Annotated in this window: 22 protein-coding genes and 1 other annotated feature; all 22 genes read right to left on the reverse strand. The window is 52.5% G+C overall.

The window, feature by feature from the left end:
- Positions 1-135: 135 nt before the first annotated feature.
- Positions 136-384 carry a ribosomal L7Ae/L30e/S12e/Gadd45 family protein gene (locus WKI47_RS04035; protein ID WP_340225890.1) on the reverse strand — a complete coding sequence of 83 codons (249 nt, stop codon included), beginning with the start codon at positions 382-384 and terminating at the stop codon, positions 136-138.
- Between the two features lie 153 nt (positions 385-537).
- On the reverse strand, positions 538-4,152 hold the full coding sequence (rpoC, locus tag WKI47_RS04040; RefSeq protein WP_340225891.1) for a DNA-directed RNA polymerase subunit beta': 3,615 nt from the start codon (positions 4,150-4,152) through the stop codon (positions 538-540).
- A 40-nt stretch (positions 4,153-4,192) separates the two neighbouring features.
- On the reverse strand, positions 4,193-7,744 hold the full coding sequence (rpoB, locus tag WKI47_RS04045; RefSeq protein WP_340225892.1) for a DNA-directed RNA polymerase subunit beta: 3,552 nt from the start codon (positions 7,742-7,744) through the stop codon (positions 4,193-4,195).
- 447 nt (positions 7,745-8,191) lie between these two features.
- A complete protein-coding gene (locus WKI47_RS04050) occupies positions 8,192-8,791 on the reverse strand; it encodes a class I SAM-dependent methyltransferase (protein ID WP_340225893.1) in 600 nt (199 codons plus the stop codon).
- Positions 8,792-8,931: 140 nt separating this feature from the next.
- Positions 8,932-9,291, reverse strand: coding sequence for a 50S ribosomal protein L7/L12 (gene rplL, locus WKI47_RS04055; protein ID WP_037291604.1), 360 nt, complete (start codon positions 9,289-9,291; stop codon positions 8,932-8,934).
- A 231-nt stretch (positions 9,292-9,522) separates the two neighbouring features.
- Positions 9,523-10,029, reverse strand: coding sequence for a 50S ribosomal protein L10 (gene rplJ / locus WKI47_RS04060; protein ID WP_340225894.1), 507 nt, complete (start codon positions 10,027-10,029; stop codon positions 9,523-9,525).
- A 103-nt stretch (positions 10,030-10,132) separates the two neighbouring features.
- Positions 10,133-10,263 (reverse strand) — a sequence feature (ribosomal protein L10 leader region).
- A 77-nt stretch (positions 10,264-10,340) separates the two neighbouring features.
- Complete coding sequence (gene rplA, locus WKI47_RS04065; protein WP_340225895.1) at positions 10,341-11,033, reverse strand: 50S ribosomal protein L1; 693 nt, start codon at positions 11,031-11,033, stop codon at positions 10,341-10,343.
- Between the two features lie 90 nt (positions 11,034-11,123).
- Positions 11,124-11,549: a 50S ribosomal protein L11 gene (gene rplK / locus WKI47_RS04070; protein ID WP_037291610.1), complete on the reverse strand. Its 426-nt coding sequence runs from the start codon at positions 11,547-11,549 to the stop codon at positions 11,124-11,126.
- Positions 11,550-11,572: 23 nt separating this feature from the next.
- Entirely contained in the window at positions 11,573-12,106 is a 534-nt protein-coding gene (gene nusG, locus WKI47_RS04075; RefSeq protein WP_037291613.1) for a transcription termination/antitermination protein NusG, read from the reverse strand.
- A 24-nt stretch (positions 12,107-12,130) separates the two neighbouring features.
- Positions 12,131-12,322, reverse strand: a complete 192-nt coding sequence (secE, locus tag WKI47_RS04080; RefSeq protein ID WP_340225896.1) for a preprotein translocase subunit SecE — start codon at positions 12,320-12,322, stop codon at positions 12,131-12,133.
- 21 nt (positions 12,323-12,343) lie between these two features.
- Positions 12,344-12,493: a 50S ribosomal protein L33 gene (rpmG, locus tag WKI47_RS04085; protein ID WP_083923737.1), complete on the reverse strand. Its 150-nt coding sequence runs from the start codon at positions 12,491-12,493 to the stop codon at positions 12,344-12,346.
- Between the two features lie 264 nt (positions 12,494-12,757).
- Positions 12,758-13,408 (reverse strand): RNA polymerase sporulation sigma factor SigH, encoded by a 651-nt coding sequence (gene sigH / locus WKI47_RS04090; RefSeq protein WP_340225897.1) that lies wholly within the window; start codon positions 13,406-13,408, stop codon positions 12,758-12,760.
- Between the two features lie 224 nt (positions 13,409-13,632).
- Positions 13,633-14,154, reverse strand: a complete 522-nt coding sequence (locus WKI47_RS04095) for an NYN domain-containing protein (protein ID WP_340225898.1) — start codon at positions 14,152-14,154, stop codon at positions 13,633-13,635.
- Positions 14,155-14,164: 10 nt separating this feature from the next.
- Positions 14,165-14,911, reverse strand: coding sequence for a 23S rRNA (guanosine(2251)-2'-O)-methyltransferase RlmB (gene rlmB, locus WKI47_RS04100; protein WP_340225899.1), 747 nt, complete (start codon positions 14,909-14,911; stop codon positions 14,165-14,167).
- 60 nt (positions 14,912-14,971) lie between these two features.
- Positions 14,972-15,433: a Mini-ribonuclease 3 gene (locus WKI47_RS04105; protein WP_340225900.1), complete on the reverse strand. Its 462-nt coding sequence runs from the start codon at positions 15,431-15,433 to the stop codon at positions 14,972-14,974.
- Position 15,434: 1 nt separating this feature from the next.
- Positions 15,435-16,838, reverse strand: a complete 1,404-nt coding sequence (gene cysS / locus WKI47_RS04110) for a cysteine--tRNA ligase (RefSeq protein WP_340225901.1) — start codon at positions 16,836-16,838, stop codon at positions 15,435-15,437.
- A gap of 38 nt (positions 16,839-16,876) precedes the next feature.
- On the reverse strand, positions 16,877-17,554 hold the full coding sequence (cysE, locus tag WKI47_RS04115; protein ID WP_340225902.1) for a serine O-acetyltransferase: 678 nt from the start codon (positions 17,552-17,554) through the stop codon (positions 16,877-16,879).
- A gap of 495 nt (positions 17,555-18,049) precedes the next feature.
- Positions 18,050-19,507: a glutamate--tRNA ligase gene (gltX, locus tag WKI47_RS04120; RefSeq protein WP_340225903.1), complete on the reverse strand. Its 1,458-nt coding sequence runs from the start codon at positions 19,505-19,507 to the stop codon at positions 18,050-18,052.
- Between the two features lie 36 nt (positions 19,508-19,543).
- Positions 19,544-20,032, reverse strand: coding sequence for a 2-C-methyl-D-erythritol 2,4-cyclodiphosphate synthase (gene ispF, locus WKI47_RS04125; RefSeq protein WP_340225904.1), 489 nt, complete (start codon positions 20,030-20,032; stop codon positions 19,544-19,546).
- On the reverse strand, positions 20,029-20,727 hold the full coding sequence (gene ispD / locus WKI47_RS04130) for a 2-C-methyl-D-erythritol 4-phosphate cytidylyltransferase (protein WP_340225905.1): 699 nt from the start codon (positions 20,725-20,727) through the stop codon (positions 20,029-20,031). The genes ispF and ispD overlap by 4 nt, the downstream gene beginning before the upstream one ends.
- Positions 20,728-21,470: 743 nt before the next feature.
- Positions 21,471-22,544: a DNA integrity scanning diadenylate cyclase DisA gene (gene disA, locus WKI47_RS04135; RefSeq protein WP_340225906.1), complete on the reverse strand. Its 1,074-nt coding sequence runs from the start codon at positions 22,542-22,544 to the stop codon at positions 21,471-21,473.
- Positions 22,545-22,581: 37 nt separating this feature from the next.
- Positions 22,582-23,958: a DNA repair protein RadA gene (gene radA / locus WKI47_RS04140; protein WP_340225907.1), complete on the reverse strand. Its 1,377-nt coding sequence runs from the start codon at positions 23,956-23,958 to the stop codon at positions 22,582-22,584.
- Between the last annotated feature and the right edge of the window lie 158 nt (positions 23,959-24,116).

A 24,116-nucleotide genomic window follows, 5' to 3' on the forward strand; every position in this document is an offset into this window, starting at 1 on the left:
TGGTAAACATCCTTGTTACAAACCGTTTCCTCAAGCCCACAGAGCCAGGTGGTTCATAAAAGAACAAATGAAAGTTTTTGCCCCAAGCGCCTAACGCCCTTGAAACAAAAACGTTCTCACACAGTTATGTCTTTCTCACTTCAGAACCGCAACCATCGCCGCCCCGACTTCGATTCGGCAGGCTTTGCCAAGCTCTCGCATGGTTTCAACCTCGGTGATCTTCACGCCGGACTTTACGCACAGCGATGTGATCTTTGCGATCATCCGCTGGTCTGCGTCCATGGCTACATAAACTTCAGAAGCTTCTCCAAGTTCAACCGCTCGCACGGTTTGCTTGGTACCGATTTTGACATGAGCATCCTGAAGTCCTTTATCATTAGACATTCGGCATATCCTCCAAAAGACAGGATTGGTACAACCTGCTCACGCACCTTTGCTATATTAGCACCTGGCGGAACAGTATGTCAAGCAAAGAATGCAGGGTTTCCAGAAAGATTTCTCTTTCCTTCCACCCTGGTTCCCTTGCTCTGCAACGACTTATTCAGTCGTTACAGGCTCCAAGGATTCTTCTCCGTTATCTGCGCCTTCCGGTTCTTCGAAACGGATATTGCGGTAACGGCTCATACCTGTACCGGCAGGAATCAACTTGCCGATCAGTACGTTTTCTTTCAAGCCGAGCAATTGGTCGACTTTGCCTTTGATCGCTGCGTCGGTAAGTACGCGCGTTGTTTCCTGGAAGGAAGCTGCCGACAAGAACGAATCGGTTTCCAGGGACGCTTTCGTAATACCCAACAGGATCGGTTTGGCTACAGCCGGATCTTTACCGCTGAGGATAACTTCTTTGTTTGCCTTCTCGTATTCGTGTATTTCAACGAACGATCCCGGCAGCAACGTCGTATCGCCTGCATCGACGATGCGGATTTTACGCAGCATCTGGCGAATCATGACTTCGACGTGCTTATCGTTAATTTCTACGCCTTGGTTCCGGTATACGCGCTGAACTTCCTGAAGGATATAGTTCTGCACGCCGCGGATTCCCTTAATGCGCAGCATTTCTTTAGGGTCGATGGAACCGTCCGTCAATTCGTCCCCTGCTTCGATGGTCATGCCTTCGCGTACACGCAGACGTGAACCATAGGTAACAGCGTACGTTTTGCTTTCGGCTTCGCCTTGAACTTCGATTTCGCGACGGTCTTTCGTTTCGCGAATCTCTTTCACGACGCCGTCGATTTCACTGATCGTGGCCTGGCCTTTAGGGTTACGGGCCTCGAACAATTCTTGGATACGAGGCAGACCTTGCGTGATGTCGTCGCCGGCAACGCCGCCGGTGTGGAACGTACGCATCGTGAGCTGGGTTCCCGGTTCGCCGATCGATTGGGCAGCGATAATGCCGACTGCTTCGCCGATTTCGACGTGTTTACCCGTAGCCAAGTTACGTCCGTAGCACTTTTTGCACACGCCATGACGCGCGCGGCAGCTGAGTACGGAACGGATTTGCAGTTTTTCAACGCCGGCTTTGACGATTTCTTCAGCTTTATCCGAAGTAATCAGTTCATTGCGGCGTGCAATGATTTCGTTGGTTTCCGGATGACGAACCGTCTCGAAGCAATAGCGGCCTTCAATACGGTCGTACAGATCTTCGATAACTTCTTTGCCATCCTGGATACGGCTAACCATAAAGCCTTTGTCCGTCCCGCAGTCGTCTTCGCGAACGATAACGTCCTGGGCTACGTCAACCAGACGACGGGTCAAGTAACCCGAGTCGGCGGTACGAAGTGCGGTATCGGCCAGACCTTTACGCGCACCGTGCGTAGACAGGAAGTATTCGAGGACCGTCAGGCCTTCGCGGAAGTTCGATTTGATTGGGAGTTCGATGATGCGACCCGATGGGTTGGCCATCAGACCACGCATACCGCCCAGCTGGGTGATCTGCGATTTGTTACCACGGGCCTTGGAATCGACCATAAGCATGATGGAGTTATAACGGTCCATGGATTTCATCAGAATGTCACTGATTTGATCCTTGGCGTGCGACCAGATTTCGATAACGCGGTCATACCGTTCTTCGTTGGTGATCAGACCGCGGCGATACTGATTCGTAATGACCGCGACCTTCTTATCCGACTCTTCCATCAGCGCTTTTTTCTCCGGTGGAACGACAACGTCGGATACAGCTACGGTTACGCCCGAACGAGTCGAGTACGTGAAGCCAAGCTGCTTGATTTCGTCGAGGATCATCGAAGTTTGAGTCGTTTGGTAAACTTCGAAGCAACGTCCGATGATTTCACCCAAATACTCTTTGCCGATACCTTTGGTTTGTGGAGCGTTCATGATGCGGTCGGTAACATGTTCACCTTTTTCATAGATGAAGAAGTCTTCCGCCACGCCATCGAACAAGTTTGCACGAGTCGCGTCGTTGATATACGGGAAGCTTGCCGGGAAAATTTCGTTAAAAATAATCCGGCCGATCGTCGTAATCAGCATCGCTTCTTGTTGCTTATCGGTGAAGCTTGTTTTATTGAGAGCTTTAACCGGAATTGCCACGCGAGCGTGGAGTTCGGCCGTGCCACGTTGATAAGCGGACACTGCTTCATTGATGTTACGCAAAATCATGCCTGCGCCCTGCGCTTGGTTGTTGTCCATCGTCAAGTAATACGTTCCGAGGACCATATCCTGCGAAGGGGTAACAACCGGCTTGCCGTCTTTCGGGTTCAGGATGTTACCGGAAGCGAGCATCAAGATGCGTGCTTCGGCTTGCGCTTCCGCGGACAGCGGAACGTGCACGGCCATTTGGTCGCCGTCGAAGTCGGCATTGTATGCCGTACATACGAGCGGGTGAAGGCGAATCGCTTTACCTTCGACCAAGATCGGTTCGAATGCCTGGATACCGAGACGGTGAAGCGTAGGGGCACGGTTCAGCAGAACCGGATGCTCTTTGATCACTTCTTCGAGTACGTCCCAAACTTCAGCGCTCACGCGCTCAACTTTGCGTTTTGCACTCTTGATGTTGTGAGCAAGGCCTTTGTTAACCAGTTCCTTCATCACGAAAGGCTTGAACAGTTCCAGCGCCATCTCCTTCGGAAGACCGCATTGGTACATCTTCAGGTTAGGACCTACGACGATAACGGAACGGCCGGAATAGTCGACCCGTTTACCGAGCAAGTTCTGACGGAAACGCCCTTGTTTACCTTTAAGCATATGGCTGAGGGATTTGAGCGGACGGTTACCCGGACCTGTTACAGGACGGCCGCGACGGCCGTTGTCGATCAGGGCGTCTACCGCTTCCTGCAGCATACGTTTTTCGTTTTGGACGATGATGTCCGGTGCTCCCAGATCAAGCAGTCTTTTCAGACGGTTGTTCCGGTTGATCACGCGGCGATACAGGTCGTTCAAGTCGGACGTTGCAAAACGGCCGCCGTCGAGCTGTACCATCGGACGCAGTTCCGGCGGGATGACCGGAAGCACATCGAGAATCATCCAGTCCGGGTTGTTCCCCGAACTCTTGAATGCTTCGATGACTTCCAGACGCTTAATCGCCCGGCTTCTGCGTTGTCCTTGCGTCGTACGAAGTTCTTCTTTGAGGAACTCCAATTCTTTGTCGATGTCCATGTCCTGAAGGAGTTTTTTCACAGCTTCAGCACCCATGCCGGCATGGAACCCGTAGCCATACTTTTCACGATAGCTACGGTATTCTTTTTCCGACAGGAGTTGTTTTCTCTCCAGAGGCGTCTCGCCTGGATCGGTTACGACATAAGAAGCGAAGTAAATGACTTCTTCGAGCGAGCGCGGCGACATGTCCAGCGCCAGACCCATACGGCTCGGAATTCCTTTGAAGTACCAAATGTGGGAAACCGGAGCGGCAAGCTCAATATGGCCCATCCGTTCGCGACGAACTTTTGCGCGGGTCACTTCAACGCCGCAGCGGTCGCAGACAACGCCTTTGTAACGTACCCGTTTGTATTTGCCACAATGGCATTCCCAGTCTTTGGTCGGTCCGAAGATCTTTTCACAGAAAAGACCTTCTTTCTCCGGTTTGAGCGTACGATAGTTGATCGTTTCCGGCTTTTTCACTTCGCCACGCGACCAAGAACGAATCTTGTCCGGCGAAGCGAGCCCGATCTTGATAAACTCGAAGTTGTTTACATCCAACAAGGAGCAACCCTCCCTATATGCGGTTCCTGATTTTTAAAACTTATTGTTCCGCGCCGACTTCCGAACCCTCAAGGTTGAGGCCCAGCTTATCGCCGCCGGTTGGTTCTTCCTCGTCATCCAGTTCCTTCATTTCGATCTCGTTCTCGTCTTCACCCAGGATTTTGACATCCATACCCAAGCTTTGCAGCTCTTTGATCAAGACTTTGAACGCTTCCGGTACGCCCGGTTCCGGCACGTTCTCGCCCTTGACGATCGATTCGTACGTTTTCACGCGACCAACCACGTCATCGGACTTCACGGTCAGGATTTCTTGCAAGGTATATGCCGCGCCGTAGGCTTCAAGCGCCCATACTTCCATCTCACCGAAACGCTGTCCGCCAAATTGGGCTTTACCACCCAGCGGCTGTTGCGTAACGAGCGAGTAAGGCCCCGTGGAACGGGCGTGGATCTTATCGTCGACCATGTGCGCGAGCTTGATCATGTGCATGACGCCGACCGTAACTTCACGCTCGAAGCGTTCGCCGGTACGTCCGTCGTACAGCACGGTCTTGCCGTTGCGCTGCATGCCGGCTTCTTCCATCGTATCGAATACATCGTACTCGTTCGCTCCGTCGAATACCGGAGTCGCCACGTGGATGCCGAGACGTTGTGCTGCCATACCCAGATGGACTTCCAGGATTTGTCCGATGTTCATCCGCGAAGGTACGCCCAGCGGGTTCAATACGATCTGAACCGGCGTGCCGTCCGGCAGGAACGGCATATCTTCTTCCGGCATGATACGCGATACGACACCCTTGTTACCGTGACGTCCCGCCATCTTGTCGCCTTGGGAGATTTTACGTTTCTGTGCGATATAAACACGGACAAGCTGATTAACGCCCGGTGGCAGTTCGTCGCCGTTTTCGCGTGTGAAGACTTTGACGTCTACGACGATCCCGTCGGTACCGTGAGGTACGCGCAGGGAAGTATCGCGAACTTCGCGAGCCTTTTCACCGAAGATCGCATGCAGCAGACGTTCTTCCGCAGTCAGTTCCGTTACACCCTTAGGTGTGACTTTACCTACCAGGATATCGCCAGCAGCGATTTCCGCGCCGATGCGGATAATACCGCGATCGTCGAGGTTCTTCAGCGCTTCTTCGCCGACATTCGGAATGTCGCGCGTGATTTCTTCAGGCCCCAGCTTCGTGTCACGCGCATCGGATTCGTATTCTTCGATATGGATCGAAGTGTATACGTCTTCCTTAACGAGCTTTTCACTCAGCAGGATCGCATCCTCGTAGTTGTAACCTTCCCAAGTCATGAAGGCTACGACAACGTTACGGCCCAGAGCCAATTCGCCCATTTCGGTCGAAGGGCCATCTGCCAGGATATCGCCTTTTTTCACGAGTTCACCCGCGCGAACGATCGGACGTTGGTTGATGCACGTGCCTTGGTTCGAACGCATGAATTTGTGTAATTTATAAGTGACCAAGTCGCCTTTGACTTCTTGGCCGTCGACGTTCTCAACGCGGCGCAGCGTGATTTCGCTGGCTGTCGAACGTTCGATGTAACCGTCATGTTTCGCTACGATACATACGCCGGAGTCCTTAGCCGATTTGTGTTCCATACCGGTACCTACGAGAGGTGCTTTAGGAATCAGCAGAGGTACAGCCTGACGCTGCATGTTCGATCCCATCAGCGCGCGGTTGGAGTCATCGTTCTCAAGGAACGGGATGAGCGCCGTCGCGACGGATACGACCTGTTTTGGCGAAACGTCCATGTAGTCAACGCGATCACTCGGCATTGGCAGGATGTTGTCAGCCTGTTTGTTGTAACGAACGATAACCATGTCATCCGCGAAGGCATCATCTTCAGTCAGCTGGGCATTTGCCTGAGCGACTACGTAGTTGTCTTCTTCATCGGCTGTCAGGTAATCGATATGCTCGGTCACTTTGTTCGTCTTCGGATCGACGCGACGGTAAGGCGCTTCGATGAAGCCGTACTCGTTAATCCGCGCAAACGTGGACAGGGAGTTGATCAGACCGATGTTCGGTCCTTCCGGCGTCTCGATCGGGCACATCCGGCCGTAGTGGCTGGCGTGAACGTCTCGAACTTCGAAACCTGCGCGTTCGCGTGTCAAACCGCCGGGTCCGAGTGCGGACAGACGGCGTTTGTGCGTCAGTTCGGCCAGAGGGTTCGTCTGGTCCATGAACTGGGAGAGCTGCGAACTGCCGAAGAACTCCTTAATGGATGCGATGACCGGACGAATGTTGATCAGAGCCTGAGGCGTGATCACGTTCGAATCCTGGATCGACATCCGTTCGCGCACGACGCGTTCCATACGGGACAGACCGATACGGAATTGGTTTTGCAACAATTCGCCTACGGAACGCAGACGGCGGTTACCCAAATGGTCGATATCGTCTGTGTCGCCAATGCCATGCAGCAGATCGATGAAGTAACTCACCGATGCGATGACGTCGGCAGGCGTGATGTTTTTGACCGACTTGTCGATCAAACCGTTGGCGATGACTTTAACGACTTTGCCATCTTCAATCGGAGAGAAGACGTCGATCGATTGCATCGGAATGTCGTTGGCTTCAAGCACGCCGCCGGCAACATGATACGTCTTAACGCTATGTTCGCTCTCCAGGTAAGGCAGAATCTCGTCGAGGAGACGACGGTCTACCATTTGGCCGGCTTCCGCGATGATTTCACCAGTTACGGTGTCGATCAACGTTTCGGCAAGCTTCTGGTTGAACAAACGGTTTTTGATATGAAGCTTTTTGTTGATCTTGTAACGACCTACATTGGCGAGATCGTATCTCTTTGGGTCGAAGAAGCGAGCAATCAGCAAGCTTTTCGCGTTATCCAGTGTAGGAGGCTCGCCCGGACGCAGACGCTCGTAGATCTCGATCAGAGCTTTCTCTGTCGAATCCGTGTTGTCTTTGTCGAGGGTGTTGCGGATATACTCGTCATTGCCGAGCAAATCCAAGATTTCGGCATCGCTGCCGAAACCAAGTGCACGAAGCAGTACCGTTACCGGAATTTTCCGGGTACGGTCGATTCGAACGTAAATGATGTCTTTAGCGTCCGTCTCAAGCTCAAGCCATGCACCGCGGTTCGGGATTACAGTTGCGCTATATGCTTTCTTTCCGTTTTTGTCCACTTTAGTATTGAAGTAGACGCTTGGAGAGCGAACCAACTGACTGACAATAACCCGTTCCGCACCGTTTATAATGAACGTACCGGTTTCGGTCATCAGCGGGAAGTCGCCCATAAATACTTCCTGCTCTTTGACTTCGCCCGTTTCCTTGTTAATCAGGCGGACTTTCACACGAAGTGGTGCCGCGTAAGTTACATCACGCTCTTTGGCATCGTCTGTCGTGTATTTCGGCTCCCCGAGGCTGTAATCGATAAATTCCAGAATCAGATTTCCGGTAAAGTCCTGGATTGGCGAAATGTCGTGGAACATTTCCCGAAGACCTTCCTCCAGGAACCATTCATACGATTTCTGTTGAATCTCGATCAGATTCGGAACTTCGAGCACCTCATGAATCCGCGAATAACTCCGCCGAGTGCGTCGACCATATCGAACAAGATGTCCCGTCAACTATACTCACCCCTCAATGTCTACTCAACTTTAGGCACTTTTTGGATGAAAAATGCCGAGTTTAAAAATTCCATTGCAGCCCTTCCTTTGAATCACGTATAATGAATTCAAAACAGGCGTACCCCTTACATGCAGAAAAGCCCTTATCGAGTTATTCGAAAAAAGAGCGGCGCAAGAACGGGTCATAAACCAAACTTTGCAAAATGAAACGTCGCTGCATATCTTTCACGCTGTCGTTGAAAAACCCATGATAAAACCGCAACTGCACATCAAAATATGAAGCCCCAAACAAAACCGCGTTTCTTTGCTGTTTTGCGGAGCTACTCGACATTTTAATATGCTAAAGCCACGTAGGGCATTCTATACTGACATTTTACAACTATAACACGGCCTTAGCCACAGGTCAACCTCTCTTTGCACTTTCCTCAAAAAGTTCGTTCTCCAGCATTAAAGACCTTTTATTGCTTTATAGATGCGATAGCCTTTATCCTTCGTAACCTCTTCTACCTGTTCAAACAATGAATCGAGCTTTGCTTTCGCCGAAGGCGCTCCCTGCTTTTTCTGAATCACAATCCACAGCGAACCTCCCGGATTCAAACACTCGCTCGCCTGTTCAAACATTCGATGTACCGTTTCTTTGCCTGCGCGAATCGGAGGATTACTGATGATCACGTCATACCGTTCCTCTGATACTGCTTCAAGCAAATCGCTTTGCATAGCTTTCGCTTGCGAAATGCCATTGGCCGCCGCATTCTCGCGTGCCAGTTCGATCGCTCTTTCATTCACATCGAGCATGGTAATCCTTGTCGCACCCATAAGACCTGCCGCAATACCGATTGGTCCGTATCCGCAGCCTACATCCAATACCGAAGCTCCTTGCGGAATTTCCAGGGCATCGATGAGCACCCGGCTTCCGTAATCAAGTCCGCTTTTGGAAAAGACGCCGGCGTCCGTCACCAGTCGAACCTTTTTGCCTCGTAGCTCGACTTCAATCGTTCTGCGATCATGTTCGGCGGTAGGGCGGTTCGTATAGTAATGATCCGACATCCGCTTCAACCCCTTTATCGTTGATCGAAGACTTACGTGCTTTTCACGAGTTTTCGAGATTGGCACCAAATAAGAGAAAAGACCCCCGAAGCAGGATAACTTCGAGGGTCTGCCCTGTGTAACTCTTTATGAAAAAGAAATTACTTAACTTCTACTGCAGCGCCAGCTTCTTCAAGCTTAGCTTTGATCGACTCAGCGTCTTCTTTAGAAGTTTTTTCTTTGATTGCTTTTGGAGCGTTGTCTACAACTTCTTTCGCTTCTTTCAGGCCAAGACCTGTGATTTCGCGAACAGCTTTGATAACGTTGATCTTCGAAGCGCCAGCGCTTGTCAGGATAACGTCGAATTCGGATTGCTCAGCTTCTGCTGCTACTGCGCCGCCTGCTGCTGCTACTGGAGCTGCTGCAGTTACGCCGAATTCTTCTTCGATTGCTTTAACCAGGTCGTTCAGTTCCAGTACAGTCATGCCTTTGATGGCTTCAAGAATTTGCTCGTTGCTCATGAGTGAACCTCCATTGGGTATGTGGGATCAGCCGGTTAAGGCTGTCGATTTTGTGAAGCAAGGTAAAACTAAAACATAACGAATATAAAAACGTGTTTTTAGATCCGTCCCCTCAAACCGCTTCGGCTTCTTGCGAACGTTTCAGACTGCGTCTGCTCCATTCGACCTCTCGAATCGTCTTGGCACGCCTAAGCGATTCGTTCGGCTCGCATCCGCGGTTTTCGGTACTGCTTACGCAGATTGTTGCTCGTCTTTTTCTGCAACGGCTTTGACTGCCAGTGCGAAGTTGCGCACAGGAGCTTGAAGCACGCTGAGAAGCATCGACAGCAAACCGTCGCGGGAAGGCAGGGAAGCCAGTGCTTTCAGTTCGTCGGCACCTACTACGCGTCCTTCTACTACGCCGCCTTTGAGTTCCAGAGCTTCGTTCGCTTTTGCGAAGTCGTTCAGGATTTTAGCAGGCGCTACAGCATCTTCAGTACCGAATGCGATAGCAGTCGGTCCAGTCAGAACAGCGTCAAGATCGCTCAGTTCAGCAGCAGCAGTTGCGCGGCGAACCAGCGAGTTTTTCAGAACCTGGAACTCGATGCCCGCTTCGCGAAGCTGTTTACGCAGCTCGGTAACTTGAGCAACGTTCAGACCACGATAGTCGACAACCACGGTCGATACGCTTTCGCGCAGTTTACCAGCGATTACGTCTACCGACTCTTGTTTGGATTGAATCACTTTTGCGTTAGCCAAATCGTACACCTCCTGTTGAATTCGAGTGAAACGCCGAGCCGCCGCAGCGGACGATTCGGTCGCCTCCACTTTTGCCACATTCAAGTAAACTTAACGTGCGGCGCATGCAATAAGAAAAGCCTCCGCAGAAGACGAAGGCTTGACGAATCAGCAAAGCTGAAATTCTATCACACACCTCGGTAGGAAATTAAGCCCGAAAGCACCTACTGTCTACGGTAAGCATATTCAAATTTACCAGACCGTTCAAACCGAACGGAATGAAACAGCTTCTACAGTCTATCTAAAAGGTTGACGTAAGTCAACACTTTTTATTATCTGTACGAAGTTGTGTTAACGCGAACGCTCGGTCCCATCGTTGCGGACACAGCTACGCCTTTCAGGTAAACGCCCTTTGCAGCAGCTGGCTTAGCGCGGTTCAGCGCGTCCATCAGTGCTTTCAGGTTTTCGTTCAACTGCTCCTCACTGAACGACGCTTTGCCGATCGGTGCATGGATTTGGCCTGCTTTGTCCAGACGGTATTCGATTTTACCAGCCTTGATTTCTTGAACGGCTTTGGTAACGTCGAAAGTAACTGTACCTGCTTTAGGGTTAGGCATGAGGCCTTTACCACCGAGCAGACGGCCCAGTTTACCGACTTCGCTCATCATATCAGGCGTTGCTACGCAGACATCAAACTCGAACCAACCTTGTTGGATCTTGTTGATCATGTCCTGATCGCCTACGAAGTCCGCTCCGGCAGCTTCCGCTTCCTTCGCTTTATCGCCTTTTGCAAATACCAGTACGCGTTGTGTTTTACCCGTGCCGTGTGGCAGGACAACGACGCCGCGAACGGCTTGGTCTTGTTTACGTGGGTCTACGCCCAGACGTACTGCTGCTTCGACGGTTTCGTCGAATTTAGCTGTTGCAGTCTTTTTAACAAGAACTACAGCTTCAGCAGGTTCGTAAGTTGCTTCGCCGTCAAACAGCTTCGCAGCTTCTACGTATTTTTTACCGTGTTTAGCCATTGTGTATTCCTCCTTTGTGGTGTTAGCGGGTAACCCTCCCACATTATGCCGCACTTCCCGATGAGGCTCGGCTTTGGACGATGGTCAAGACTAGTCTTGAATCGTGATGCCCATGCTGCGAGCAGTACCTTCAACCATACGCATAGCGGACTCTACGTTCGCAGCGTTAAGGTCAGGCATTTTTTGTTCGGCGATTTGACGAACTGTATCGCGGTTAACCGTTGCAACTTTCTTTTTGTTCGGTTCGCCCGAACCTTTCTCGATCTTCGCAGCGACGCGCAGAAGAACTGCAGCCGGCGGAGTTTTCGTGATGAAAGTGAAAGAACGGTCTTCAAATACGGAGATCTCGACCGGAATGATCAGACCTGCTTGGTCAGCTGTGCGCGCATTGAATTCTTTACAGAATGCCATGATGTTCACACCTGCTTGACCCAGTGCTGGACCTACTGGAGGCGCCGGGTTGGCTTTACCTGCAGGAATTTGAAGTTTCACCATTTTAATGACTTTCTTTGCCATTGAGAAACACCTCCTTGCGTTAATTAAATCTTCTCGACTTGCGTGTAATCCAATTCAAGCGGTGTCTCGCGCCCGAACATGTTGACGTGAACCTTCAGCTTGCTTTTCTCCAGCAGAATTTCTTCCACCGTTCCGACAAAGTTTGCAAAAGGACCCACTTTGATGCGCACGGATTCCTTCAGATCGAATTCGATCTTCGGTTTCGGTTCGGACATGCCCATATGCTTCAGAATTTGTTCTACCTCTTCCGGAAGCAAGGCTGTCGGTTTGGAACCGGAACCCGTCGAACCTACAAACCCGGTGACGCCCGGCGTGTTGCGAACAACATACCAAGAATCATCGGTCTGGATCATTTCGACCAAGACATAACCCGGATAGACCTTACGCATGACGGTTTTTTTCTTGCCGTCTTTGTCGACCACTTCTTCTTCCATTGGAACAAGAACCCGGAAAATCTTGTCTTCCATGCCCATCGATTCTACGCGTTTTTCCAAATTGGCTTTGACTTTGTTCTCATACCCAGAGTAGGTATGAACGACGTACCATCTTTTTTCCATATCAAGCCACCTACAGGCCCTTCCTTAAATTATCGCTTCAATCGCATAGGAGAGTCCGATGTCGATTACCCAAAAGAATAAAGCCATCACAACAATCGTTCCCAAAACAACAAGCGTGTAATTGGTCAGTTCTTTGCGATTGGGCCAGCGAACCTTTTTAAGTTCAGCCCAGCTTTCGGAGAAAAAGGAAAACATAGACTTGAAGCTTTTTTTCACGCCTACGACACCTCCAACTAACTATCTGGTTTCACGATGAGGAGTTTGCGAGTTACAGTACTTGCAATACTTCTTCATCTCCATGCGGTCAGGGTGATTACGTTTGTTTTTCATCGTTGTATAGTTGCGCTGTTTGCATTCTGTGCACGCCAACGTGATAATAACCCGCATAGATTTACACCTCCCGAAGATATCCTTCAATCAAGAAGAACTCGTATTGAGCCTAAAATCATGATTTTAGGCCTACCTAAAACACTTTAGCACAGGCGGTATAGGCTGTCAACGAAAAACTACAGCAACTTGGCCGCGCGTATCCTGTTCTTGTTTTCGGCATTCGGTGGCCCTAAAAGAAAAAGACTCCGTTCCCGGAGCCTGTTCCTGCCGCATTTACATGTCACGGCTTATATTTGTTATGTAACCCGGCTTCCGACAGTTTTATACGATCTGGTCCCGAAGTTCCAAGTAACGTTCCAATTTGCGCTTGACCCGTTGAAGGGCATTGTCGATCGACTTGACGTGCCTGTGCAGATCGACGGCGATCTCCTGGTAGGAGCGTCCGTCCAAATACAACATCAACACCTGACGTTCCAACTCGCTCAGAATCTCCGACATTTTGTCTTCCAGCCCGCTAAACTCTTCCCGGTTGATAATCAGCTCTTCCGGGTCCGATGCCTGCGATACGCAGATGACATCAAGCAGCGTACGATCTGAATCTTCTTCGTAAATCGGCTTATCCAACGACACGTACGAATTAAGCGGAATATGCTTCTGTCGGGTCGCGGTCTTGATCGCCGTAATGATCTGACGGGTGATGCACAGCTCGGCAAAAGCCTTGAACGAAGCCAGCTTATCGCCCCTGAAATCGCGGATTGCCTTATAGAGGCCGATCATGCCTTCCTGGATGATATCTTCGCGATCCGCGCCGATCAGGAAATAGGACCGTGCTTTCGCCCGGACGAAATTCCGATACTTGTTGATCAGATATTCCAGCGCCTCGCTATCGCCGACACGAACCGCTTCCACAAGTTCTTCGTCGCTCTGGAAATCGTAAGGTGAAACGATGACGTCTTTGAGATCTACACTCACCAGCAATCCCTCCGGCCGCGGCGCAAGTTTCGAGCCTGTTGTAAAAGTTAGCCCCAGTATATATTATGTCACCTAACACCGTCAACCGCATATCGCCCAAAAGAGGGTCCTAGTGCCGAATAATTCCTTTTTGTACACCGACTTGTAAAAAAACGCTTACTTTTGCGACATATCAAGGTATTGACCGCGTTCGAACACGGCCAACCTCGAAACGATCTCGCGACTCATTGACGCCGCCAGCGCTCGAATAATCGAAGCTGCTCCGGCGTCAATTTGCCGTCTAGCGTATTCCGGCTGCCTCGCTGCGCCTGTTCGGCGATTCGTTTTCCGATCTCGCGCTCGCTTTGTTCCACGTCAGCCAGAAGTTCCAGCGCGGGAACCCGGAGCGCGCCTTGCGCAAACGCGACGCTCTGCTCCACGAAGTCGCTCGTCGCCACGTAGACCAGCCGCCGTTTGCCTTTGAGCTGCGCGGCCAACCGTTCGACCGCTTCGTCCGCCGTCTCTTTTTCCTTGGTAAAGTAGACTTCGACCTTCCCTTGTTCGAACGACTTGCCTTTGCCCGGAATCCGATAAGCATCAAATACAGCAATGACCCTGCGTCCCGTAAACGCTTGGTAGTCCGCAAGGCGCTCAAGCAATCGGTCGCGCGCCTCGTTCATATCGATTTGCGACAGCGAAGCCAGTTCAGGCCACGCTCCGATCATGTTGTAGCCGTCCACCAGAAGCACATCCCGCAAATCGGCCATAAGCGCGTCTCTACTTTCTGCCGCTGCGCTGACGCAGCACTTCGTACATGACCACGCCTGCGGCCACGGAAGCATTAAGCGAGTTGATCCGTCCCTGCATCGGCAGCTTGATCAGCACGTCGCATTTTTCCCGAACCAGGCGGCCCATGCCTTCGCCTTCATTGCCGATAACGAGCGCGAGCGGTCCTTTGAACACGTCCGTGTCGTAAATCTCGCCTTCGGCCCGCACGTCCGTGCCCGCGATCCACACGCCCGCTTCTTTCAATTTCTCCATCGTTTGCGCCAGATTCGTTACCCGTGCCACCGGAACATACTCCGCGGCGCCCGCACTCGTTTTCGACACGGTCGCATTCACCTGCGCCGAACGGCGCTTCGGAATAATGACGCCATGCACGCCCGTGCAATCGGCCGTACGCAGAATCGAACCCAGGTTGTGCGGGTCTTCGATCTCGTCCAGAATGATCAGGAACGGATCTTCGTCCTTGGCCGCCGCAGCGGCAAGCAGGTCTTCGACTTCCGCATAGACATAAGGAGCCGCTTGCGCCACTACGCCTTGGTGCTGAATCCCGGGCACGAGCGTGTCCAGCTTGCGCTTGTCCGCAGTCTGGACGACAACCCCCCGGTTCTTGGCTTCGGTCAGGATCGGTTGCATTTGCTTTTGCTGCGTGCCCTCCGCGATCCAAATCTTGTTGATGCTGCGTCCGGCTCTAAGCGCCTCGGCGACCGAGTGCTTGCCGGCAATCAATTCTTCTTCCATGCTCTTCGTTCCCTTCTGCCGACGATGTGGTTGTTGACCATCGCCTTTCAAATTTATCGTTTATTCCTGATCCGGTTGTGGGTTCCCGTCAAGCTCAAGCCCTTTGCGAATCAATTCTTCCAGACGTCCGACGCGGCCGCTGTAATAGAGATAACCGGCCAGGCACTCCAGTCCCGTTGCATGCCGATATTCGAGTACGTCGGCATTTTTGGGCACGGAACCCGATTTGGCGTTGCGGCCTCGGCGGACCATATCCGCTTCTTCCTCGGTCAGCAAAGACTCTACGCGGAACAGCATCCGGGCCTGCGCGCCTGCGGAAACGAACTTCGTCGCTTCACGATGCAGATGGTGCGGTCTCAGGTTGCTGTGGCCGATCAGGTACTGACGAACCGCCACCTCGAACACAGCATCGCCGATATACGCAAGCACCAGAGGCGGAAGCAGACCCGGCGGCTTGGACGGCGGATAATCGAACAGAAGCCCGTTTGGGAAAGCTGTTTTTTCGTTCTCGTGTTCAGTCATTTTATCTTCTCCGCCATCTCATGCCCTGCGGTGTATCTTCCAGCACGATGCCGCGTTCAGCCAACAGGTCGCGGATTTCGTCGGAGCGGCTCCAATTTTTCGTTTTGCGAGCTTCGGCGCGTTCAGCGATCAGGTCTTCGACTTCTTCGTCGAGCAGTTCCGAACCCGGCTCGGATGCGATACGAAGCACGGCATTCATTTTGCGGAAAGCGTCGAGCAGAGCTTCCAGATCGGCTTTGAACACCACTTCTTCGCGCAATACGCGGTTCGCTTCGTTTACCCATTCGAAAATGGCGGTCACGGCATCCGGCGTATTGAAGTCGTCATCCATTTTCGAGTAAAAATCATTCAGCACAGCGTCCAGCTTACCGCTCAGCGCTTCACTCGCTTCGCCGGTCCCGACGGTTGCAGCCCCAAGACGGTGATGAATCGCACCTACGGCGTTTTCGACCCGTTCCACGCTGTTGAGCGCCTGCTGCATGTTGTCCGCGCTGAAGTTGAGCGGGTTGCGATAATGCGTCGACAGGACGAAATAACGCAACGCTTCTTTTTTGTAACGTCCGCGCAAATCCTGCACCGTGATGCCGTTGCCGAGCGACTTGGACATTTTCTCGTTATCGATGTTGACGTAGCCGTTGTGCATCCAATAGTTGGACAGCGCGTGGCCCGTCACGCATTCGGATTGGGCAATCTCGCACTCATGGTGAGGAAACTGCAAATCTTGTCCGCCGCCGTGAATATCGAGCGTATCGCCCAGGTAACGCCGCGCCATCGCGGAGCATTCGATATGCCAGCCCGGACGTCCCGCTCCCCAAGGGCTTTCCCAAGAAATCTCGCCCGGCTTCGCGCCTTTCCAGAGTACGAAGTCTTCCTGGTTTTCTTTGCGCGCGTCGACTTCGATCCGGATGCCGAATTGAAGCTGCTCCAGATTTTGACGCGACAGTTTGCCATACTCTTCAAAGCTGGAAGTGCGGAAATACACGTCGCCGCCGCTTGGGTACGCATGACCTGTCTCTACCAGTTCTCCGATAAAAGCGATAATGTCGTCCATGTTCTCGGTGACACGCGGGTTCAAGGTTGCTTTTTGCACGCCGAGCCCTTCCAGATCTTCGTAATAAGCCGCAATGAACTTTTCCGCCACTTCAGGCACGGTCGTGTTCATGGCTTCCGCTTTGCGGATCAGCTTGTCGTCGACATCGGTGAAGTTTACGACATAATTCACTTCGTAACCCCGGTCTTCCAGATAAGCTCTTACCACGTCGAAAAAGATAACCGGACGCGCGTTGCCGATATGAATATAGTCGTATACGGTCGGGCCGCACACGTACATATTCACTTTGTCCGGATTCACCGGCACGAACTTTTCTTTTTCCCTTGTCATTGTATTGTAAATTTGCAGCGTCATTTTTCCACGTTCCTCTCTCGTTCTCAAGCGTTCTACTTCTAAGATTTATCTCCATTGCCTGCGGCCCGCTTCGGTTCTCCATAAGCCTCCCGACGCACCGTCTCCAGCTCGCGTTGAAGCTCGCCGATCTGGCGCCTCAGCTCACAGATCGCGTCATGCGAAGGATCGGGCATCTGGTGACTAAGCCGATCGACTTTGCGTCCGTGCTGCCTGACGATCTGCCCCGGAATGCCGACAACGGTGCTGTTGGGCGGCACTTCCTTGAGCACGACAGAGTTGGAACCGATATTGCTCTGATCCCCTATCGTAATGGAACCGAGCACTTTCGCCCCCGAGCCGATGACCACGTTGTTGCCGATCGTCGGATGCCGCTTTCCTTTTTCTTTACCCGTGCCGCCGAGCGTGACGCCCTGATAGACGACAACATCGTCTCCGATCTCGCACGTCTCTCCAATCACGACACCCATCCCATGGTCAATGAACAATCGGTTTCCAATCGTCGCGCCCGGATGAATCTCAATCCCGGTAAAAAAGCGCCCGATCTGCGACACCATTCTGGCAAGCGTGAAGCGTCGCCATTTGTACAGCTTATGCGCCACCCGGTGAGCCCAAATCGCATGCAATCCCGAATAGGTGAATATGACTTCAAACATGCTTCTTGCTGCTGGATCGTTGTCGAATACCGCACGGATATCGGACTTCATCGATTTGAACATTCCGCTTCCTCGCTTCCATTGCCCCAAAATAAAAACGCCTCTGTAGCATGATTATGCTACAGAGGCGTTAGACCGCGGTTCCACTCTGTTTGGATCTCCATTGCGGGACATCCATCTTCTTCAAATCCGTAACGGGGACGACTCGGCGAACTCTAGCTCACGGATGGCATACCCGCGAGTTCGAATCCGCAGCTCCCAGGCGCATTTCCGTCTGCCTCTCCGGACGACTTCCAGCTCCACGCTTAAGCCTGCATAGGCTGTTGGCGTTTGGCCGTCCTCTCTGGGGATGTGGCGTACGACGTACTTCTCCTGTTCTTCGCTATAGAAATATTCGATTAATGACGGTATAGGATAGATCTTGTTTAGCCATTATAAACGAATCGCTGCGGTCTGACAATCGTTTGTAAGCCTGTTAATCAAGGAAGGATGCAGTATCGAACAAACGGTCCGGCGAATCCGCAAAGAAATCGAATTCGGCAATCGTTCGAAGCAGATTTAAGCCGTTTGAGCTTTCAAGCGCGCGATAACCGTCTCTTTTCCAAGCAGGTAGATGGTCTGGTTCAAGTCGCGCCCGTGCATCTGTCCGGTTAACGCAACGCGGATCGGCATAAACAGCTGCTTGCCTTTGATTCCGTTCTCTTTCTGGACTTCCTTGATCAGCGCGGCCATGCGTTCCGGGGAGAACTCGTCGGAAGCTTCGATCTTCGCCAGGAACGCGCCAAGCGCTACCGGTGCTTTTTCATCGGCCAGCACTTCGCGTTCTTCGTCACCGAATTCGATGTCTTGACGGAAGAACATCTCGGACAGGCTCACGATATCGGAAGCCGCATTCATCTGCTCCTGATACAGCGCCACAAGGCGCTCCGCCCAATCCTGCTGCGCCGCATCCAACGTCGCCGGCAACAGGCCCGCTTTTTGCAGATGCGGGATAGCCAGATCGGCGACACGCCTTGCATCTGCATTTTTGATGTAATGGTTGTCGATATGCGCCAGTTTGTTCGGATCGAACACGGCAGGGCTTTTCGACAAACGGTTCGCATTGAAAATGGAGATCAGTTCTTCGCGGCTGAAGATTTCTTCTTCGCCTTCCGGCGACCAGCCGAGCAGCGCGATAAAGTTGAACATGGCTTCCGGCAAATAGCCGAGTTCTTCGTATTGCGCGATAAACTGAATGATCGACTCGTTGCGCTTGCTGAGCTTTTTGTGGTCGTCGCCTACGATCAGCGTCATATGACCAAACCGCGGCGGTTCGAAGCCCAGCGCTTCATAAATCATCAGCTGGCGCGGCGTGTTGGAGATATGGTCTTCCCCGCGCAGCACGTGGCTGATTTTCATCAGATGGTCGTCGAGCACGACCGCAAAGTTGTACGTCGGAATGCCGTCGCGCTTCACGATGACGAAATCGCCCGTGTCTTCCGTGGTAAAGGAGATCTCGCCTTTGACCATATCGTCGAAGGTGTACGTTTTGTTCTCCGGCACGCGGAAACGAACGCTCGGCACGCGGCCTTCGGCGGCAAAAGCTTCGCGCTGCTCTTGCGTCAGGTTGCGGTGCTTGCCGGAATAGCGCGGTGTTTGGCCTGCGGCCATCTGCTCTTCGCGTTCTTTTTCCAATTCGTCTTCTGTACAGTAACACAGATAAGCCAGCCCTTTGTCGAGCAGCTCCTGCCAATACGTTTTATAGATATCCAGACGCTCGGTTTGACGGTAAGGTCCATATTCTCCGCCTACATCGATACTTTCATCCCACTCGATGCCCAGCCATTTCATGTATTTCAATTGGCTTTCTTCGCCGCCGGCCACGTTGCGCTTCACGTCGGTGTCTTCGATGCGGACGATGAATTTACCGCCTTGGTTGCGTGCGAACAAATAGTTGAAAAGTGCCGTTCTGGCATTGCCGATATGCAGATGCCCTGTGGGGCTCGGTGCATAACGTACGCGTACTTCCTGTGTCATGATTGTGTTCCTCCCGTATCGTTTCTAAAAACTCTTTTACAAAGATAGCATACCCTTCGTCAGACAGACAACGGCTTGCGAGGCGATTCCTTCGCCGCGTCCGGTAAAACCGAGCCATTCGGTTGTTGTCGCTTTTACGTTGATCCGGGATTCTTCGGCGCCCAAGGCCCCTGCGATCACGGTGACCATTTGCGGGATATACGGTGCCATCTTCGGCTTCTGCGCAATGATCGTCGCATCCAGATTGCCCAATGCGTAACCCCGTTCTTGAGCCATTTTCCAGACGTCCTCCAGCAGCTTCAGGCTGTCGGCGTCTTTGAAAGCCTCATCGGTATCCGGAAAATGACGACCGATATCGCCAAGTGCCAATGCGCCGAGGATCGCGTCGCTGATCGTATGCAGTAGCACGTCGGCGTCGGAGTGTCCCAGCAATCCTTTTTCATAGGGAATGGTCACGCCGCCGATGATGCAGGGCCTGCCCTCCACCAGCTGGTGCACGTCAAATCCTTGTCCTATTCTTATCATGCTTCCTTCTCCCTCCGCACGGCCCGAAGCAAAAATTCCGCATAGTCCAGATCTTCGGGTGTCGTAATTTTGATATTGGTATAGTCGCCCTGAGCCACGCTTACCGCGATACCCAGCCGCTCCGCCAGCATGGAATCGTCCGTTCCCAAAACCCCTTCGGATAGGGCTTGCTCGTGGGCGCGCAGCAATTCCTCCGTCCGAAAACCTTGAGGAGTCTGAATCGCCCACAGCGTGCTGCGGTCCGGCGTATCGACAATCGTGGTATCGTTAACGATCTTAATCGTATCTTTAACCGGAACGGCAAGCACTGCCGCACCGCTGCGTTGCATTTCCTCGTAACAAGCGCCGATATCTTCTTCCCTTATAAAAGGACGCACGCCGTCATGCACCATGACCCACGGCGAAGACACCTGCTTCAACCCTTCGTAAACGGAGTGCTGACGCTCGGCTCCGCCCGCAACGACCGTTTTGACGAGCGGACATTCCGCTTCTTGGATGTATCGCTCGCAACGCTCGACGTCCGCTGCTCCGGTAACGACGATAATCTCCGCAGTCGCGCCAAATCGCCCAAACGTGTCGATCGCCCGCAGGAACAGCGGTTGTCCGTCCAGTTCGAGAAACTGTTTGCTTTCTTTCGTCCCCATGCGCGAACCTCGCCCGGCCGCGACCACGATGACGCTCAAATTCCGTTCCATGACTTCCAGCCCCGCCTTTATGTCCGTTTCGCTGTTTCCGCGTCCCTTTATTATACTACAAGACGCCGAAGTCGTCTTCAAAGTCCTGTGCGATCGCGAAGCCTGACGGCTACGGGGGAATTCGTTTCGGTCGCGTGTTGAAATTGGGAAAGTCTGATTGGATTTTAATAAGGGTTTTTCCCAATTTCAAAGGCGAACACTTCAGCGTATGCTTCCGAAGTGACTTTCTCCGAAAGTCTTCACCTACACTGAATTCCCCCTGCGCCTGGCGCTTTGCTAAGGCGGGGAATTTGAAGACGCCTGCGGGGTCTTTCTTCCTTATCTTTATTAAGAAAAAGAAGAAACGGAGGCTTCGGTTCCGTTTCGCTTTTATGGCGTCAAGTAAGGGATTCTCTTATGGTTCGCCCATCTCAGAACAGAACAACAATTTCAAACCGATTGAAAGCGATGTTCACTCTTATACTCCGTACAAACTCCAAGCAAACCAAAAGCTCCTCGCGGAACGCGGGAGCTTCATAGTCGGCACCAAGCGACCTAACGCAAACCGATAAGTTCGCGCTTCGCCTTTTAAAACCTAAAAATAATAAATCGAACAGTATTCCACCACCCCTACCAGCGGAGTGAACTCGTTTTGAGCGACTTTTGGCTTTGATTTCCTCCCCCGAATCTTCTCCTCGAACACGGAAATCAAAACAAGTGAAGCGAAAAACGAGTTCACGTAGCGCCTAGGTACAGCAAACCAATCACACCTGCCGTTCGATAAACACCTGGTCCTGTAGTCGGCGCAGGCCTTCTTTGATCGTGCGGGCGCGGGCGCCGCCGATGCCGTCGACTTCGTCGAGCTGTTCCAGTTCGGCGCGCACGACCTGGCCCAATTGGCCGAAATGCTCGGTCAGATTGTTGACGATCACGTTCGGCAAACGAGGGATTTTGCTCAGCACGCGATAGCCGCGCGGCGTCAGCATCTCGTCCGTAACGGACACGGAAGAAGGATAACCTAGCAGGCGCACGATATGGGCGGTATCAAGCAGTTCGTCGTCCGTGGAGCGGCGAAGCGCCGTCAGCACGTCTTTAGCTTTATCGTCGTCGGTTTGCGCGATATAATCTTTGATCAACAGCATGACTTCGCGTTCGGTGTTGCCGACCAGCTCTTCCATTTGCATGGAGATCAGCCGTCCCTCGTTGCCAAGTTCGCTGACGTAGCGCTGAATTTCCGTTTTGATGCGCAGCACCATCTCCACGCGGCGGATGACGCCGACGACTTCGGCCAGCGTGACCAGCTCTTCGAACTCGGACGCGGTCAGGTTGGTCAGCGCTTGCGTCAGCACGACCTTGTAGCGTTCCAACGTTTGAATCGCCTGGTTCGCTTTGGTCAGGATCACGCCGATTTCCTTGAGCGTATAACGCAGATTGCCCAAATACAGCGTAATGATATTCCTGCGCTGCGAAATGGATACGACCAGCTTGCCGGTTTGTTTGGCGACCCGTTCCGCCGTACGGTGACGAATGCCTGTTTCCGACGAAGAAATCGCGGAATCGGGGATCAGTTGGGTATTGGCATACAGAATACGCTTGAGATCCTCGCTGAGGATGATCGCCCCGTCCATTTTGGCAAGCTCGTACAGATAGTTCGGCGAAAAGTCGCAGTTGATGGAGAATCCCCCATCGACAACCTCCATCACTTCCGGGCTGTACCCAACGACCAGCAAAGCGCCGGTCTTCGCCCGAAGCACATTCTCAAGCCCGTCGCGGAAAGGTGCTCCCGGTGCGACGAGCTTGAGCAATTCGTTCATTTTTACAGATTCCGATTCTTTCATTGGCTGCCTCCCCTTGCGTTGGCCGATGGACAACACCTTACTCCAGCGCTGCTTTAAGCGCTTGCGAAACGGTCTCGACCCCGATTAGTTGTATGCCTTCGGGATGCTTCCATCCCTTTAAGCTTTTCTGAGGTAAAATTACCCGTTTAAAACCCAATTTCAACGCTTCTTTTACGCGTTGTTCGGCTCGGGCCACGGCACGCACTTCACCTGTCAGACCGATTTCTCCGAACACCGCATCGTAAGGACGCGTTGGTTTATCCTGTACGCTCGACGCAATGCTGACGGCCACGGCCAAATCGACAGCCGGTTCGTCCAGCCGAACGCCCCCGGCGACATTGACGTAAGCATCCTGCGTCTGCATGTATAACCCCATCCGTTTTTCCAACACCGCAATAATCAAGTTTAAGCGATTATAATCGATGCCGGTTCCCATTCGCCGAGGCGAAGGGAAATGCGTGGTCGCCACAAGTGCTTGAATCTCGACCAATACCGGTCTTGTTCCTTCCATACTGGCCACGACGGTCGTACCGGATACGCCCATCGCCCGCTCGGACAAAAACAATTCCGAAGGGTTCGTCACTTCGTCCAGACCATGTTCGCGCATTTCGAAGATCCCCATCTCGTTCGTCGAGCCGAACCGATTTTTCACCGCGCGCAAGATCCGGTACGTATGATGCCGCTCGCCTTCGAAGTACAGCACGCAGTCCACCATATGCTCCAGCATGCGAGGCCCGGCGATTGCGCCTTCTTTGGTCACGTGACCTACCAATACGATGGCGATTCCGCCGTTTTTGGCAAGCCGCATAAAACGGGCCGTACATTCGCGCACCTGCGACACGCTGCCCGGCGCACTCGTAACGTCCGGCTGATACACCGTCTGGATCGAGTCGATGACGAGAAAGTCGGGCGCGATTTGCTCGATCGACTGTTCGATCTGTTCCATATTGCTCTCGCAAAGCACATACAATTGATCGGACAACGCACCAAGCCGCTCAGCCCGAAGCTTCGTCTGCTTGACCGACTCTTCCCCCGAAATATATAAAACCTTGAGGCCCGAGGCTGCTAAAGAATGCGAAGCCTGAAGCAGCAATGTGGATTTCCCGATCCCGGGGTCTCCACCGACCAGAATAAGCGAACCCGGCACTACGCCTCCGCCAAGCACTCGGTTCAGTTCTCCGATCTTCGTATCCACGCGCGGCTCTTGCCCACTTTCGATATCGACGATGGACATCGGCTTTTGCGTTCCCTGAAACAAAGAAGCGTTCATTCCGGTCATGCCTTGCGTTTTCACGCTGCTGACCGTCTCCTCCACCATCGAGTTCCAGGATTGGCAGCCCGGGCATTTTCCGTACCACTTGGGCGACTCGTAGCCGCAATCGGTGCAAAAAAACTTCGTTTTTGTTTTGGCCATGGATCTCCTCTCTCGCCTCCGGCATACGGAAAGCTCTTCCTAAAAAGTTTATCATTTATCGGCTATAAAAGTAAGGGTCCAACCCCCTGTCTAGGGCGTGCACGCCCTAGACGTCTGTCAAGCAAAAAAATCCGGACTGCGGAAAGTAAATTCCGCGG

This window comes from Saccharibacillus sacchari, from assembly GCF_037722395.1.
GTDB classification, from domain to species: Bacteria; Bacillota; Bacilli; order Paenibacillales; family Paenibacillaceae; genus Saccharibacillus; species Saccharibacillus sacchari_A.

Excerpts from the sequence above, each read along its gene's own strand:
- WKI47_RS04035 (WP_340225890.1), bottom strand. The coding sequence starts at position 384 with ATGTCTAATGATAAAGGACTTCAGGATGCTCATGTCAAAATCGGTACC.
- WKI47_RS04050 (WP_340225893.1), bottom strand. The coding sequence starts at position 8,791 with ATGTCGGATCATTACTATACGAACCGCCCTACCGCCGAACATGATCGC.
- rplL (WP_037291604.1), bottom strand. The coding sequence starts at position 9,291 with ATGAGCAACGAGCAAATTCTTGAAGCCATCAAAGGCATGACTGTACTG.
- rplA (WP_340225895.1), bottom strand. The coding sequence starts at position 11,033 with ATGGCTAAACACGGTAAAAAATACGTAGAAGCTGCGAAGCTGTTTGAC.
- rplK (WP_037291610.1), bottom strand. The coding sequence starts at position 11,549 with ATGGCAAAGAAAGTCATTAAAATGGTGAAACTTCAAATTCCTGCAGGT.
- nusG (WP_037291613.1), bottom strand. The coding sequence starts at position 12,106 with ATGGAAAAAAGATGGTACGTCGTTCATACCTACTCTGGGTATGAGAAC.
- rpmG (WP_083923737.1), bottom strand. The coding sequence starts at position 12,493 with ATGCGGGTTATTATCACGTTGGCGTGCACAGAATGCAAACAGCGCAAC.
- WKI47_RS04095 (WP_340225898.1), bottom strand. The coding sequence starts at position 14,154 with ATGGCCGATTTGCGGGATGTGCTTCTGGTGGACGGCTACAACATGATC.
- rlmB (WP_340225899.1), bottom strand. The coding sequence starts at position 14,911 with ATGGAAGAAGAATTGATTGCCGGCAAGCACTCGGTCGCCGAGGCGCTT.
- WKI47_RS04105 (WP_340225900.1), bottom strand. The coding sequence starts at position 15,433 with ATGACTGAACACGAGAACGAAAAAACAGCTTTCCCAAACGGGCTTCTG.
- cysS (WP_340225901.1), bottom strand. The coding sequence starts at position 16,838 with ATGACGCTGCAAATTTACAATACAATGACAAGGGAAAAAGAAAAGTTC.
- cysE (WP_340225902.1), bottom strand. The coding sequence starts at position 17,554 with ATGTTCAAATCGATGAAGTCCGATATCCGTGCGGTATTCGACAACGAT.
- gltX (WP_340225903.1), bottom strand. The coding sequence starts at position 19,507 with ATGACACAGGAAGTACGCGTACGTTATGCACCGAGCCCCACAGGGCAT.
- ispF (WP_340225904.1), bottom strand. The coding sequence starts at position 20,032 with ATGATAAGAATAGGACAAGGATTTGACGTGCACCAGCTGGTGGAGGGC.
- ispD (WP_340225905.1), bottom strand. The coding sequence starts at position 20,727 with ATGGAACGGAATTTGAGCGTCATCGTGGTCGCGGCCGGGCGAGGTTCG.
- disA (WP_340225906.1), bottom strand. The coding sequence starts at position 22,544 with ATGAAAGAATCGGAATCTGTAAAAATGAACGAATTGCTCAAGCTCGTC.
- radA (WP_340225907.1), bottom strand. The coding sequence starts at position 23,958 with ATGGCCAAAACAAAAACGAAGTTTTTTTGCACCGATTGCGGCTACGAG.